The sequence below is a fragment of the Mycobacterium sp. DHQP2018-32-09 genome (genome assembly GCF_058148405.1).
The window spans coordinates 57013-71876 of record NZ_JBYVYK010000032.1; the positions used below are offsets into that span (position 1 = coordinate 57013).

General features: G+C 69.3%; 14 protein-coding genes and 1 rRNA gene. 7 read left to right on the top strand and 8 right to left on the bottom strand.

Features of this window, described 5'->3' with window-relative positions; genetic code table 11:
• Nucleotides 1-3: 3 nt before the first annotated feature.
• Complete coding sequence (gene glgB, locus AC30CM_RS16610) at nt 4-2217, top strand: 1,4-alpha-glucan branching protein GlgB (protein WP_490117997.1); 2214 nt, start codon at nt 4-6, stop codon at nt 2215-2217.
• A 49-nt stretch (nt 2218-2266) separates the two neighbouring features.
• On the opposite strand, the gene AC30CM_RS16615 is transcribed toward glgB, so the two are convergent.
• The 3 genes from AC30CM_RS16615 to AC30CM_RS16625 form a co-directional block, all read right to left on the bottom strand.
• Nucleotides 2267-3169 (bottom strand): co-chaperone YbbN, encoded by a 903-nt coding sequence (locus tag AC30CM_RS16615; RefSeq protein WP_490117998.1) that lies wholly within the window; start codon nt 3167-3169, stop codon nt 2267-2269.
• 22 nt (nt 3170-3191) lie between these two features.
• Entirely contained in the window at nt 3192-3545 is a 354-nt protein-coding gene (locus tag AC30CM_RS16620; protein ID WP_490117999.1) for a DUF3817 domain-containing protein, read from the bottom strand.
• Between the two features lie 73 nt (nt 3546-3618).
• Nucleotides 3619-4800, bottom strand: a complete 1182-nt coding sequence (locus AC30CM_RS16625) for an acetyl-CoA C-acetyltransferase (protein WP_490118000.1) — start codon at nt 4798-4800, stop codon at nt 3619-3621.
• A 105-nt stretch (nt 4801-4905) separates the two neighbouring features.
• Here AC30CM_RS16625 and mce point away from each other — a divergent pair, with 105 nt between their 5' ends.
• A complete protein-coding gene (mce, locus tag AC30CM_RS16630; RefSeq protein WP_490118001.1) occupies nt 4906-5382 on the top strand; it encodes a methylmalonyl-CoA epimerase in 477 nt (158 codons plus the stop codon).
• 6 nt (nt 5383-5388) lie between these two features.
• Here mce and AC30CM_RS16635 read toward each other — a convergent pair whose 3' ends face one another.
• Nucleotides 5389-5685: an Rv1322 family protein gene (locus AC30CM_RS16635; protein ID WP_490118002.1), complete on the bottom strand. Its 297-nt coding sequence runs from the start codon at nt 5683-5685 to the stop codon at nt 5389-5391.
• Between the two features lie 14 nt (nt 5686-5699).
• Complete coding sequence (gene nucS / locus AC30CM_RS16640) at nt 5700-6377, bottom strand: endonuclease NucS (protein ID WP_490118003.1); 678 nt, start codon at nt 6375-6377, stop codon at nt 5700-5702.
• A gap of 45 nt (nt 6378-6422) precedes the next feature.
• Here nucS and AC30CM_RS16645 point away from each other — a divergent pair, with 45 nt between their 5' ends.
• Nucleotides 6423-8057, top strand: a complete 1635-nt coding sequence (locus tag AC30CM_RS16645) for an adenylate/guanylate cyclase domain-containing protein (RefSeq protein ID WP_490118004.1) — start codon at nt 6423-6425, stop codon at nt 8055-8057.
• 68 nt (nt 8058-8125) lie between these two features.
• The gene (locus AC30CM_RS16650; RefSeq protein WP_490118005.1) at nt 8126-8422 is read left to right on the top strand and encodes a hypothetical protein; all 297 of its coding nucleotides are present in this window, start codon (nt 8126-8128) and stop codon (nt 8420-8422) included.
• Here the strand turns inward: AC30CM_RS16650 and AC30CM_RS16655 are convergent, their stop codons facing one another.
• Both AC30CM_RS16655 and AC30CM_RS16660 read right to left on the bottom strand, forming a co-directional pair.
• Entirely contained in the window at nt 8423-9160 is a 738-nt protein-coding gene (locus AC30CM_RS16655) for a hypothetical protein (RefSeq protein WP_490118006.1), read from the bottom strand.
• Nucleotides 9161-9224: 64 nt separating this feature from the next.
• Nucleotides 9225-10001, bottom strand: a complete 777-nt coding sequence (locus AC30CM_RS16660) for a cutinase family protein (RefSeq protein WP_490118007.1) — start codon at nt 9999-10001, stop codon at nt 9225-9227.
• Nucleotides 10002-10314: 313 nt separating this feature from the next.
• On the opposite strand from AC30CM_RS16660, the gene AC30CM_RS16665 reads away from it, so the two are divergent.
• The 3 genes from AC30CM_RS16665 (at nt 10315) to AC30CM_RS16675 (ending at nt 14637) form a co-directional block, all read left to right on the top strand.
• Complete coding sequence (locus tag AC30CM_RS16665) at nt 10315-12561, top strand: SpoIIE family protein phosphatase (protein ID WP_490118008.1); 2247 nt, start codon at nt 10315-10317, stop codon at nt 12559-12561.
• A gap of 70 nt (nt 12562-12631) precedes the next feature.
• A complete protein-coding gene (locus AC30CM_RS16670) occupies nt 12632-14134 on the top strand; it encodes an AlkA N-terminal domain-containing protein (protein ID WP_490118009.1) in 1503 nt (500 codons plus the stop codon).
• Complete coding sequence (locus AC30CM_RS16675) at nt 14134-14637, top strand: methylated-DNA--[protein]-cysteine S-methyltransferase (RefSeq protein ID WP_490118010.1); 504 nt, start codon at nt 14134-14136, stop codon at nt 14635-14637. The genes AC30CM_RS16670 and AC30CM_RS16675 overlap by 1 nt, the downstream gene beginning before the upstream one ends.
• Before the next feature lie 107 nt (nt 14638-14744).
• On the opposite strand, the gene rrf is transcribed toward AC30CM_RS16675, so the two are convergent.
• Nucleotides 14745-14857 (bottom strand): 5S ribosomal RNA (gene rrf / locus AC30CM_RS16680).
• Nucleotides 14858-14864 lie beyond the last annotated feature (7 nt).

A 14864-nucleotide genomic window follows, 5' to 3' on the forward strand; every position in this document is an offset into this window, starting at 1 on the left:
TTCATGACCCGCACGAACCCATTCACCAGCCAGTACCTACGACCCAACGGCAGCGATCTGGGCCGGCTGCTCGCCGGCGAACACCACGACCCACACTCGATCCTGGGTGCGCACGAGTACGTCGACCACACCGTGATCCGCGTGCTGCGACCCAACGCCACCGAGGTCACGGCGCTGATCGGCGGGGAACGCTACCCGTTCCAGCACGTCGAGGACGCGCTGTTCGCGGCCGCCGTGCCCATCACCGACCTGGTCGACTACCGCGTCGAGGTGACCTACCCCGACGGCCACACCCATACCAGCGCAGACGCCTACCGGTTCCTGCCGACGCTCGGTGACATCGACATGCACCTGTTCGCCGAGGGGCGACACGAGCGGCTCTGGGAGGTGCTGGGGGCCCACCCGCGGCAGTACACCACCGCCGACGGCCAGGTCGACGGCGTCTCGTTCGCGGTGTGGGCGCCAAACGCTAAGGGCGTCACGCTGATCGGCGAGTTCAACCACTGGGGCGGCAACGAGGCGCCACTGCGCAGCCTCGGCTCGTCGGGCGTGTGGGAGGTGTTCTGGCCGGGCTTTCCCACCGACGGGCTGTACAAGTTCCGCGTTCACGGTGCCGATGGCTCGGTGGTCGACCGCGCCGACCCGATGGCGTTCGCCACCGAGGTTCCGCCGCAGACCGCATCGCGCGTCTTCCGCAGCGACTACACCTGGGACGACCAGGAGTGGATGGCAGAGCGGGCCCTCAAGAACGCCGTGTTCGAGCCGATGAGCACCTACGAGGTGCACCTGATGTCTTGGCGCCCCGGTCTGAGCTACCGCGAGCTGGCCGAACAGCTCACCGAGTACGTCGTCCGGCACGGCTTCACGCACGTCGAATTGCTCCCGGTCGCCGAGCACCCGTTCGGAGGGTCGTGGGGCTACCAGGTGACGTCCTACTATGCGCCGACGTCCCGGCTGGGCAACCCCGACGACCTGCGCTACCTGATCGACACGCTGCACCAGGCCGGCATCGGCGTCATCGTCGACTGGGTGCCCGCCCACTTCCCCAAGGACGCCTGGGCGCTCGGTCGCTTCGACGGCACGCCGCTCTACGAGCACTCCGACCCCCGCCGCGGTGAGCAACTCGACTGGGGCACCTACGTCTTCGACTTCGGCAGGGCCGAGGTGCGCAACTTCCTGGTGGCCAACGCCCTGTACTGGCTGCAGGAGTATCACGTCGACGGACTGCGCGTGGACGCCGTGGCCTCGATGCTCTACCTCGACTACTCGCGGCCGGAGGGCGGCTGGACGCCCAACGTGTACGGCGGCCGGGAGAACCTGGAGGCGGTGCAGTTCCTGCAGGAGATGAACGCGACGGTGCACAAGGTGGCGCCGGGCATCGTGACGATCGCCGAGGAGTCGACGTCGTGGCCCGGGGTGACACGGCCGACGAACCTTGGCGGACTTGGGTTCTCGATGAAGTGGAACATGGGCTGGATGAACGACACGCTGGCGTTCATCCAGCGCGATCCGATCCACCGCAGCTACCACCACCACGAGATGACGTTCTCGATGCTCTACGCGTACAGCGAGAACTACGTCCTGCCCATCAGCCACGACGAGGTGGTGCACGGCAAGGGCACGCTGTGGGGCCGGATGCCGGGCAACGACCACATGAAGGCCGCGGGCGTGCGCGGACTGCTCGCCTACCAGTGGGCCCACCCTGGCAAGCAGCTGCTGTTCATGGGTCAGGAGTTCGGACAGCGCGCCGAGTGGTCCGAGGAGCGCGGGCTCGACTGGTTCCAGCTCGACGAACAGGGCTTCTCGGACGGCATCCTGCGCATGGTGTCCGACATGAACGACGTCTATCAAAGTCGTCGGGCCCTGTGGTCACGCGACATCAGCCACGAAGGCTATTCGTGGATCGACGCCAACGACTCGGCCAACAACGTCCTGAGCTTCATGCGGTTCGGTGACGACGGTTCGATGATGGCTTGCGTCTTCAACTTCTCGGGCTCCGAGCACGCCAGCTACCGCCTGGGCTTGCCGCACGCCGGGACGTGGCGCGAGGTGCTCAACACCGATGCGACCAACTATCACGGTGCCGGGATCGGCAACTACGGCGCCGTCGAGGCCACCGACGAGCCGTGGCATGGTCGGCCCGCATCGGCCGTCATGGTGCTGCCGCCGCTCGGTGCACTGTGGTTCGAGCCCGAGGGCCCTCCGCCGGTCGCGTAGCACGGTCGCCGCGCGCTGGTTCGATGGCCATCGACGGCCGTCGACGACCTCAGTAGAGGGCGTTGGCCAGCGCGCGCCGTCCGGCGATCACCCGTGGGTCGTCGGGCGGGAACAGGTCGAACAACTCGACGAGCCGGGTGCGCACGCGGGTGCGTTCGTCACCGGCGGTGCGCTTGACGAGCGCGGTGAGGCGCTCGAACGCGGCGGTGGCATCGTCGCCGGCGATCTCCACGTCGGCCGCAGCGAAGGCCAGGTCGACGTCGTCGGGGGCGGCGGCCGCGGCCGCGATGGCATCGGCCGACTGCGTCATCGCCCGCTGGATGAACGAGATTTGACGCAACGCGTCCTTGGCCTCGGCCTGGGCCGCGGCAGTGGCAGCGGTGTCGTCGACGATGGCCTGGAACGCCGCCTCGGCAGCGTCCAATTCGCCGTCGTCCCACAGGTTCCTGGCGTGGTCGAGGGCGGGGTCGACCTGTTCGGCGGCCTGGGGACCGCCGCTCAGCTTGCCCGCGGTGGCCTGCAGCAGCGAGTCGATCCATGCCCGCAGCTGCTCGGGCGGCTGCGTGCCCTGGAAGCTGTCGAGCGGGCGCCCCGCGGCGATGGCGACGACCGTGGGCACACCCTGTACACCGAAGGCCTGCGCGATCTGCGGCACCACGTCGACGTTGACGGTCGCGAACGACCACGTACCGCCGTCCTGGTCGGCCAGCGCCGAGAAGACCTCGGCCAGCTGCGCGCTGGCGGGACTGCGCGGGGTCCACAGCAGCACGACCACGGGCACCTGCCCGGAACGGACCAGCACCTCGGCTTCGAAGTTCGCCTCGGTGATCTCGGTGCCACCGGAGCCCGAGGATCCGGCCGCGGCGCCGGAGGCCGACGGTGGGGGTTGTTTGAGTGCCGAGAGGTCGACGGCGCCTGCCAGCGCAGGACCGACGGGTCGTGGTCGCGTCACGCCGTCAAGTTTGGCACGTCGGTCACGACGCCGTCGGGGCACCCGCGGCTGAACCGACCGGGGAGATGCGGCCGGTGCGATCCGCCCACATGACGAAGATCACGCTGCCCAGCGGCACGATGCTGCCCAGCAACGCGAGCACCCACGTCAGCGGGCTCCACGTGCGCGCCACGCCGACCAGGACTGCGCCGACGAGGAAGGCGACGAAGATACCGCCGTGGATGGGGCCGAAGACCTTGACGCCCACCTCGGTGGGCGCCGAGGCCAGGTACTTGAAGTACATGCCCACCAGCAACCCGGCCCAGCTGAGCGCTTCGGCGATCGCGATCAGCCGGAACCAGCCCGCCACGCTGCGAACGTCATAGGTGTGTGCCATGCCGTCATTGTGCCCGACGCGCGCGCCAGCTACTACGCAGCGTCGTTGATCTGCTGAGAGGGTTCTCAGCGGCTCACGGCCTGCGCAGGATCAGGGCGTCACCCTGCCCGCCTGCGCCGCACAACGCGGCGACGGCGTAACCCGAGCCGCGCCGCGCCAATTCCAAGGCGGCATGCAGGGTGATCCGCGCGCCCGACATGCCGATGGGGTGTCCGATGGCGATGGCCCCACCGTTGACGTTGACCTTCTCGGCGTCGACGCCGAGTTCCTTCGTCGACGCCAACGCCACCGCGGCGAATGCCTCGTTGATCTCGATCACGTCGAGCTGGCCGACGTCGATGCCCTCGCGCGCGATCGCCTTCTTGATGGCGTTCGCCGGCTGGCTCTGCAACGTCGAGTCGGGGCCGGCCACCACGCCGTGGGCACCGATCTCGCACAGCCACGTCAACCCGAGCGACTCGGCCTTCGCCTTGCTCATCACGACCACGGCGCACGCGCCGTCGGAGATCTGCGACGCCGATCCGGCGGTGATCGTGCCGTCCTTGCGGAACGCCGGGCGCAGTCCCGCGAGCGACTCGACCGTGGTGTTCGCGCGGATGCCTTCGTCCTCGGCGAACTCGATCGGGTCGCCCTTGCGCTGCGGGATCGACACCGGCACCACCTCGTCGGCGTACACGCCGTCCTTCCACGCCGCGGCGGCCAGCCGGTGCGACCGCGCCGCCACCTCGTCCTGCTGCTCCCGGGTGAAGCGGTCCTGGTCGTTGCGCTGCTCGGTCAGGGCGCCCATGGGCTGATCGGTGAACACGTCGTGCAGCCCGTCGTAGGCCATGTGGTCGAGCACCGTCACGTCGCCGTACTTGTAGCCCGACCGGGAGTCCATCAGCAGGTGCGGCGCCTTCGACATCGACTCCTGGCCGCCGGCCACCACCACCTCGAACTCACCGGCGCGAATCAGCTGGTCTGCCAACGCGATCGCGTCGATGCCGGACAGGCACATCTTGTTGATCGTCAGGGCGGGCACGTCCCAGCCGATGCCCGCCGCCACGGCGGCCTGCCGGGCAGGCATCTGACCGGCGCCGGCGGTCAGCACCTGGCCCATGATGACGTAGTCCACCGCCGACGCCGATACGCCGGCACGCTCGAGCGCGCCCTTGATCGCCACGGCCCCCAGATCGCTGCCCGAGAAGTCCTTGAGCGATCCCATCAACTTGCCCACCGGGGTCCGCGCACCTGCCACGATCACCGACGTCGTCATCTAAAACCTCCGAAATGTGCGACATGTTTGACTAGACACCGAACGGGGAACTGTGTGGCCTAGCACACATTCCACAATCGTCTACCCAGAGGTTACCGTCGAGACATGACCACCGAGCACGTAGATGCCCGTCCGGCACTCGCAAGCGCCCTGGTGACGGCCATCGATCACGTCGGCATCGCCGTCCCCGACCTGGACGCGGCCATCAAGTGGTACCACGACCACCTCGGCATGATCGTGCTCCACGAAGAGGTCAACGACGACCAGGGAATTCGCGAGGCCATGCTGGCCGTGCGGGCCGCTCCCAAGGGCAGCGCCCAGGTGCAGCTGATGGCTCCGCTCGACGAATCGTCGACCATTGCGAAGTTCCTCGACAAGCGCGGCCCCGGGCTGCAGCAGTTCGCCTATCGCACCAGCGACCTCGATGCGCTCTCGAACCGCCTGCGCGAGCAGGGAATCCGGTTGATCTACGACGCTCCCCGCCGCGGCACGTCGAACTCGCGGATCAACTTCATCCATCCCAAGGACGCCGGCGGCGTGCTCGTCGAACTCGTCGAGCCTGCGGGCACCTCCGAGCACTAGGCCCGATCAGGACCAGCGTCGGGTCGGCCCCCGGGTGCGGCGGTTCGCCCAGCACGGCGCATGCCAATGCCGTCGATCCTCGGCTGCCGCCTCGCCCATCCCGGCGGGCCACACCACCACGTGACCGATGCCGGGGCGAATCTCGTGGTCACAACCCGGGCAGCGGTAGGTCTTGACCGCCCGCGCCGCGGAGACCGTGCGCACCTCGTAGTCGTGGCCGTCGGGGCCCACGTCCGTGCGCGAACCGTCGAACACCAGTGGCCGAGCCTGCCGGCGCCACTTCGAACCGCGGTTCTTGCCCATGGGTCGCCGTTCGCTCAGAACAGCCGGAACTCGCTGGAGTCCAAGCCCCGCATCTGATCGTAATCCAGTGTCACACAGCGGATTCCGCGATCCGTTGCCAACGTGCGCGCCTGCGGCTTGATCTGCTGCGCAGCGAACACCCCGCTCACCGGAGCCAACACGCTGTCGCGGTTGAGCAGGTCGAGGTACCGGGTGAGCTGCTCGACGCCGTCGATCTCGCCCCTGCGCTTGATCTCGACGGCCACCGACCGTCCCTGCTCGTCGCGGCACAGCAGGTCCACCGGGCCGATCGCCGTCATGTACTCCCGCCGCACCAGCGTGTAACCGACACCCAGCAGTTCGACGTGTTCGGCGAGCAACTCCTGTAGGTGCGCCTCCACGCCGTCCTTGACCAGTCCCGGGTCGACGCCCAGTTCGTGACTGGAGTCGTGCTCGACGTCCTCCACGGTGATCCGCAGTTGCTCACCGGCCTTGTTCTGCACCACCCACACGAGGTCGGCGCCGCCCGCGTCCCCCTCCTCGGTGACCCAGCAGGGCGGGCTCATCCAGTTGAGCGGCTTGTAGGCGCGGTCGTCGGCGTGCACGCTCACCGACCCGTCGGCCTTGAACAGCAGCAGCCTCCGGGCGGACGGGAGGTGAGCGGTGAGCCGACCCACGTAGTCGACGGTGCATTGAGCAATGACGAGCCGCACCGAACCACCATAGAGGGCGCACGACGTCACTAGGCTGACGCCACGATGACCGACGACAAGAGCACGGCTCAACGCCTCGGCGTGATACTGGAACGGGTCACGAGCCAGAGCGGCAAGGTGCCGGACGACTCGGAGTACGGGTCGTGGATCCTCGGCCGCGTCTCGGAGAGCCAGCGTCGGCGCCGCATTCGCATCCAGCTGATCCTCACGACCTTCGTCGTCGTCGCGAACCTCATCGGCGTCGGGGTGGCGCTGCTGGTGGTCACGGTCACCTTCCCGGTGCCCAGCGTGTTCGATTCGCGCGTGCTGTGGATCACGTTCGCCGTGGCGCCCGCCTACATCGTGCTGGCGTTCCTCGTCGGCGTCATCTGGGCCACCAATCGCGTGATCACCAACGTGCGGTGGGCCATCGAGGAGCGCGAGCCCAGCCCCGGCGACCTGCGCAAGACGTTCCTCGCGCCGTGGCGGCTCACCCGCGTGCTGCTGGTCCTGTGGGCGGCCGGCACGCTGCTGCTGACCCTGCTCTTCGGCCTGCAGGACAGTCAGTTCGTGCCGAAGGTGCTGTTGGGCATCAGCTTTCCCGGCATCGTCGTCTCGGCGAGCTGCTACCTGTTCACCGAGTTCGCCCTGCGGCCCGTCGCCGCGCAGGCCCTCGAGGTGGGGCCGCCGCCCCGCCGCTTCGCGCCGGGCATCATGGGCCGCACGCTCATGGTGTGGCTGCTCGGATCCGGCGTGCCGGTGCTGGGCATCCTGTTGGCGGCCATCATCACGCTGACGCTGCGCATCGTGTCACCCACGCAGTTCACCGTCGCGGTGATGATCCTGGCGTCGTTCGCCCTGGTCTTCGGCTTCATCCTGATGTGGATCCTGGCGTGGCTCACCGCCACCCCGGTCCGGGTGGTGCGCTCGGCGCTCAACCGCGTCGAACGCGGAGACCTGGACACCAACCTCGTGGTCTTCGACGGCACCGAACTCGGGCAGTTGCAGCGGGGCTTCAACTCGATGGTCGACGGGCTGCGGGAGCGCGAACGCGTTCGCGACCTCTTCGGCAGGCACGTGGGCCGCGAGGTGGCCGCGCTCGCCGAGCAGGAGCGACCGAAGCTCGGCGGCGAGGAACGCCACGCCGCCGTCGTCTTCGTCGACGTCATCGGGTCCACGAAGCTGGTCACCAGCCGGCGGGCCGTCGAGGTCGTCGAATTGCTCAACCGCTTCTTCGCCGTCATCGTCGACGAGGTCGACCGCCATCACGGCCTGGTCAACAAGTTCGAGGGCGACGCGGTGCTCGCGGTGTTCGGCGCCCCGGTATCGCTGGACAACGCCGAGGAAGAAGCGCTCTCGGCGGCGCGCGCCATGGCCGAGCGGCTGCGTACCGAGGTCCCCGAACTCGAGGCCGGGATCGGGGTCGCCGCAGGCCAGGTGGTCGCGGGCAACGTCGGCGCCAAGGAGCGCTTCGAATACACCGTGATCGGTGGCCCCGTCAACGAGGCTGCCCGGCTGTGTGAGCTGTCCAAGGAGATCGACGGCCGGTTGGTGGCGTCGGCCGACACCGTGCGTGGCGCAGGCGAACCCGAGAGCGGTCGCTGGTGTTTGGGCACGGCCGTGACACTGCGAGGTCACGATGTGCCAACGACGCTCGCCACGCCGGTCGGAGCCGCATCCGCGCAGGTCGACGCGCGTTAGCCTCGGGTCGTTCACAGGCAAGACCCAGGCGTTCCGAGTGCCTGCTGCCGGTACCGAGAGGGTTTCCCATGGCGTTCACACTGCGTCTTGCCGCGTCTTCGTTGGCCGCCCTGGCGGCCGTCACGGCACTGGCCCCCCTCGCCGCAGCCGATCCCGACATCGACGGCGAATCGGCCTCGTCGGTGATCTCGCAGTTGCAGGAGCAGGGGTACACGGTGTCGGTCGACGGCGTCCCCAGCGGTGACGCCACCAAGCTGACCGCGTGCGTCGTCACCAAGATCAACGGCGGCGGCGGCGTGCAGGCCGACCCCACCACCACCTCACCGGTATCGGTCGAGGTGGCGTGCCCCATCACCCGCGGTTAGTCAGCTCCGGCCCGGGGTCGCCTGGGCGAGCCAGGCGCGCCCTTCCTTCGCCGCGCGCACCAGCGCGCCGTACTCCCCCAGGTAGTCGGCGACGGCACCGACGGCGGGCAGCGCTCCCAGCATCCGGAAGATCCGCCGCGGTTGCGACCGCTTGACCAACTCGGCGTTGATGGCCCGCAGCTGTCCCGCGATCTCCCAGAGCGCCCGCGCCACACCCCGCCCCGAGCGCTCCACCTCCACCGGTGGTTCGACGTCCGCGGCGCCGGCGGGCGCGCTCAGATCGCGATCGCACAGCACGGCCGCCAGCAGCCGCACCTGCTCTCCACGGTCGGTGACGTCGTGCTCGCGGGCCACCGCGCACAGCACCACCGCCTGGCTGGCGAAACCGAGGGCATCCTGGATCGGCAGCCTGTCGGCCACCGCACCGAGGACGCCCGGGAACGCGACGATCGCGGTGTTCAACGCCCCGATGCGATGCACCCACCAGTCGACGCGCTCGTCGACGCCCATCTCGTGCCACGACTGCGTGCCGGGCACGTCCGCGACGTCGAGTGCCCACGCGGCGGCGTCGAGCGCACGTCCCATCGGGTCCGCGGAGCCTCGGCGGCGCGCCTTGAGCCCCACGGGATCGGACTCCAGGAGGTCGAGCAGCGGGTTCACCACCGCGACCACTCGCGCCAGCACGCAGGCCACCCTGGCGTCGTCGATGGTGGCCGAGGGCGTCGGAAGCACGTTCACCTGGCAGTCCTCGCGATCATGCCCAGTTCATTGCCTGCTCGCGCACGGATCAAACGCAGGGCGCTCACACCGCGTCCTGCTGGGCAGGCGGGTGCCCGGCCAGCGCGCCGACCACGTAGTCGGCGGCCTGCCCGGCCATGCCGTTGTCCTTGTAGCTGCTGTGCGCGGCACGGTCCAGCCCACCCGGCCAGCACACGGGGTCACCGGAGGCGCACAGCTGCAGCGTCTTGCCCACGTAGGACGGCCCCACGCCGATCGGCGGCGCGCCGTGGTCGACCAGGTTGACGAACCACGCCGACGGGGTACCGAACAGCACCACGGCGGCGACGTGCGAGCCGACGTTCTCTGGCATGGGACCACCGAAACCGGCCGGCATCACGATCCCCGGGGGAACCGCCGCCTCCGTCGAGTAGGCCGCGACCGCGGCACCCTGGGAGTAGCCACCCAGGACGACCTTGGTGTCGGGGCAGCTCGCCACCGTGGCTTCGACGTGGTTGGTGGCGTCGACGATGCCGTCGGCCGCCTGCTGGAAGTCCAGCGACGCCGGGTAGTTCACGCCGTACGCGCTGACGCTCTTGCCCGGCAGCCGGGCGGTGAGGGCGTCGACGAACGCCTGTCCGGTGGCACCGACGCCGGGTGCCTCGAACGTTCCCCTGGCGAACACCACGTCGACGTCGGCACACGCCGGTCCGGGCTCGGCAACCGCGACGCCGGCCGCCTGGGGACCCAGCACCGCCGCCAGGGACACGCCGGCCGCGGCCAGCCCGCGCAGCGCCTTCCGGGTGCGGTCGGGACGCCCGGCCGCCGCGGTGCAATCGGTGGTGCCCGTGCTGATGATCATCGTCGTTCCCCTCGCCGTGGTGGTCGCCGTGTTGGCTGGTCACAGAATCCCCGACCGGAAGCCCTGCCACATCGGCGCTGACGCCCACCGTCGCGACCGGGTGACCACCACGGCCCGGTAGGGCTAGCAGGTACGACACGTCGTGGGGCGGGGACGCGAACGTGTTTGCCGCGCGAGGACAGGTTGGGCTCGTCGCCTGCGGGGGCGGTAGTAGAGTGCCAGCGGGGCTACGTGACCGAGGTCGCACCACCCTCGAGGGATTGAGCGCACAGTCTCGCGACCGACCAGTGATCGGCAGCACGTGAGGACCTGAGTGAACCAGCCCGACGACGACTACGTCCCGGTCGGCACACCCATCGATCTCGACAACTGCGCCCGCGAACCGATCCACGTCCCCGGCAGCATCCAACCCCGGGGCGTGCTGGCGGTGGTGCGCGAGCCCGACTTCACCGTGCATCAGGTCAGCGCCAACGTCGCCGACCTGCTGGGCCGCTCCGTCGAGAGCGTGCTAGGGGCCCACCTGTCGTCGATGATCGGCCCCGACCAGGCGCATCGCGTCGCCTTGGCGGCGGAGGCCTTCGGCGACCTTCGCCAGCGCAACCCGCTCGAGTGCACGGTCGAGGTCCGCGGTCACCGGCAGCCGTTCGACGTCATCCTGCACCGCGAGCCTGACGGCGTCCTGCTCGTGGAGATCGAGGCGGCGTTCGGGGAGCGACCATTTTCCTTTCCCAATACCTATCAGGCCGTGCGCAGTTCGATCGAACGGCTGAACCGCGCCACGTCGCTACAGGAGCTCTACGACACCGCCGCGCAGGCCGTTGCGGACCTCACGGGCTTCGATCGCGTGATGGTGTACCGCTACGACCGCGACTACAACGGTGAGGTGGTCGCCGAGGTCAAACGCGATCACCTCAACTCCTTTCTGGGACTGCACTATCCGGCATCCGACATCCCCGCGCAGGCGCGGGCGATGTACGAGAAGAGCTGGCTGCGGCTGATCTCCGACGTCGACTACACGCCTGCCCCGCTGATCCCGGCTCTCGATCCCGTGACCGGTGGGCCACTGGATCTCACGCATGCCACCCTGCGGAGCGTGTCGCCCATCCACATCGAGTACCTCCGCAACATGGGCGTCCGCGCCTCGATGTCGATCTCGCTGTTGCGGCACGGTCGCCTGTGGGGTCTCATCGCGTGCCACCACTACTCCGGGCCGCACCTGCCGCCCTACGGCGCGAGGGCCGCCGCGGAGTTCCTCGGCTCCACGCTGTCGCTGCGCCTGGTCGACCAGTTCGAGGCCAATCAGCTGCGGGTCCGGCTGGCAGCGCAGGCGGTGCTGGCGAAGCTGATGGCGGCGACGCTCGACGACGCCGAGCCGATCGCCGCGGCACTGCTCGCGGCGCCGGACCTGCTGGACCTCGTGCCGGCCGACGGCGTCGCCGTGCGGATCGGCGACGATCTGCGAGTCCGCGGTTCGGTGCCCCCGCCCGACGTCGTGGCCGCCGTGCTGCAGTGGGCGCGCGGCGCGGGCGAGGAGGTCGCCCACAACGACTGTCTCGCCGACGAATTCGCCGAACTCGACCTCGATCCGCAGGTGGCTGCAGGAGCCTTGGCCCTGCACCTGCCGGACGGGCAGTACGTCGTGTGGTTCCGGCGTGAGGTGCTGCGATCGGTCGACTGGGGCGGCGATCCGCACAACAAGGCGATCGCGGTGCAGGAGGGCGACGGCGTGCGCATCAGTCCGCGCAAGTCGTTCGAACGGTGGCGCGAGATCGTGCAGCGGTGCGGCGAACCCTGGACCGACGTGGAGATCGAATCGGCCGAGGCCCTGCGCAGGCATTTGGTCGAGACGCTGTACCGGCGCACCCGCGAGACGCTGCGCATCGCCGAGCGGTTGCAGCGTAGCTTGCTGCCCGAATCCATTCCCACACTGGCGAACTGGACGCTCTCGGCACATTACGAACCTGCGGCGGGCGGACGCGTCGGGGGCGACTGGTACGACGCGTTCGAGCTGCGAGACGGACGGTTGATCATGCTGCTGGGCGACGTCGCCGGTCACGGCCTGGTGGCCGCGGGCACCATGGCGCAGCTGCGCAACGCCCTGCGGGCACAGCTGTTCGCCGGCGCGACCCCGGCGGAGGCGCTCGACCAGCTCAACGCGTTCGGCGTGCACATGGTGCGGCGCGTGTTCGCGACGGTCATCGTCACGCGGGTCGACCTCCAGTCCGGTCTCGTGGAGGCCGCGTCGGCGGGTCACCTCATGCCGTACCTGACGGGTGCCGGCGCCGCGGCACACCAGGCGCCCATCAGGCTCTCACCGCCCATCGGGATCCGGAACATGACGTACGCCCCGAGTTCGTTCACCATCGCCCCCGGCCATGGCATGGTGATGTATTCCGATGGCCTCGTGGAGCGCCGGGACGCCTCGATCGACGACGGCCTGGACCGGCTCGCCCGTCTCCTGGACGGCTCGGGCTTGAAGATCGCGACCGACATCTCGATGTCCATGGCCACCAACGCGACCGACGACGACGTCACCATCCTCACGTTGCACCGGCACTGACCTTCCGCCCTCGACCTCGATGTCGCTTTTCCGCTAGTGCACTCCGCCCTCGGCATGCCATGGTCGAGGGGTGCACGACGACTTCGACCGGTGCTACCGGGCGGTCCAATCCAAGGACGCGCGGTTCGACGGCTGGTTCGTCACCGCCGTCCTGACCACCGGCATCTACTGCCGGCCGAGCTGTCCGGTGCGACCGCCACGGCCGGCCAACGTGCGCTTCCTACCGACGGCCGCGGCAGCGCAGGCCGCCGGCTTCCGGGCCTGCAAGCGCTGTCGACCGGATGCGTCACCCGGGTCGCCGGAGTGGAACGTCCGCGGCGACGTGGTGGCGCGGGCCATGCGGCTCATCGCGGACGGGACCGTGGACCGCGACGGCGTGCGGGGTCTGGCCGCGCACCTGGGCTACACCACGCGGCAACTGGAGCGTCTCTTGCTGGCCGAGGTCGGCGCCGGGCCGCTGGCGTTGGCCCGCGCTCAACGCAGCCAGACCGCCCGCGTCCTCATCGAGACCACCCACCTGCCCTTCGGCGACGTGGCCTTCGCGGCGGGGTTCACCAGCATTCGGCAGTTCAACGACACCGTGCGGGCGGTGTGCGCGATGACGCCCACCGAGTTGCGCACCCGTGCTCGCGCGAGGTTCGGTGACGCGGCCGCGGGGCCGAGCACGGGAACCCTGTCGTTGCGGCTGCCCGTGCGGGCGCCGTTCGCATACGAGGGTCTGTTCGGGCACCTGGCCGCCAGCGCGCTCCCCGGGGTGGAGGAGGTGCGCGACGGTGCATACCGGCGCACGTTGACCCTTCCGTCGGGTGGTGGGTTGCTGAGCCTGCGCCCCGCCGCCGATCACGTGCGGTGCGAGATCACGCTCGACGACGTGCGCGACCTCGCGACTGCGATCGCGCGGGCGCGTCGACTGCTGGATCTGGACGCCGATCCGGAGGCCGTGCTCGACGCGCTCTCCGAGGACGCGCATCTCGCGCCGATCGTCGCCAAGGCGCCCGGCCAACGGATTCCCCGCACGGTCGACGAACACGAACTCGCGATCCGCGTGGTCATCGGCCAGCAGGTCTCCATGAAGGCCGCACGCACCCACGGTGCGCGCCTCGCCCAGGTTTACGGAACACCGGTCACCGATCCCGTCGGCGGGCTCACGCACGCCTTTCCCGACGCCGGCCGACTGCTCGACGTCGATCCGGCGCATCTGCGGTTCCCGCGGTCGCGGCAACGCACCTTCGGCGCGTTGGTGCGGGCCCTCGCCGACGGCGACGTGGATCTGGGTCCCGGCTGCGACTGGGATCTCGCACGGCATCGACTGTTGGAACTCCCGGGCATCGGCCCGTGGAGCGCCGAGATGATCGCGATGCGCGGGCTCGGGGATCCCGATGCGTTTCCCGCCAGCGACCTGGGCGTCAAGGTGGCGGCGGCACAGGTGGGTCTGCCCGACGACGTCCGTGGTCTGACGGCGCACGGTGTCCGATGGCGACCGTGGCGGGCGTACGTGACGCAGCACCTCTGGGCCTCCCTGGACCACGAGGTCAACGTGTGGCCGCCGACGACGACGGCAAAGGGGGCCTGATGGACGTCTTGCAGATGCGCACGATCGACAGCCCGGTGGGCGTGATCACGCTGGCCGGCAGCGGCGGGCACCTCCGACACCTGCGGATGGTCGATCAGACGTACGAGCCGAACCGCGACGGGTGGGAGGCCGACGACGACGCCTTCGCCGACGTGGTGACCCAGCTCGACGCCTACTTCGCAGGCGATCTACTCGAGTTCGATCTCGACCTCGACCTGGTGGGTACGACGTTCCAGCGCACGGTGTGGACGGCGCTGCTCACCATTCCGTACGGGGAGACGCGCACCTACGGCCAGATCGCGCGCCAGATCGGGGCGCCCAGCGCCTCGCGTGCGGTGGGACTTGCCAACGGCCACAATCCGATCGGCATCATCGTCCCGTGCCACCGCGTGATCGGCGCCAACGGGAGCCTCACCGGATACGGCGGCGGGCTTTCGAAGAAACGGCAGTTGTTGGAGATGGAGCGCCGGCACTCGGCCCGCGTTCCGACCCTCTTCGACTGATCGTCGGAATTACCGTGATTCTCGAAAAGGCTGCGCCCATTCGTGAAATGGACATGAAAATGCCCGTACCCCTTGATCGGAATCAAGGGGTACGGGACTTAAAGGGTGTTCGGCGGTGTCCTACTTTTCCACCCGTGAGGGTAGTATCATCGGCGCTGGTAGGCTTAGCTTCCGGGTTCGGGATGGGACCGGGCGTTTCCCTGCCGCTATTACCGCCGTAACTCTAT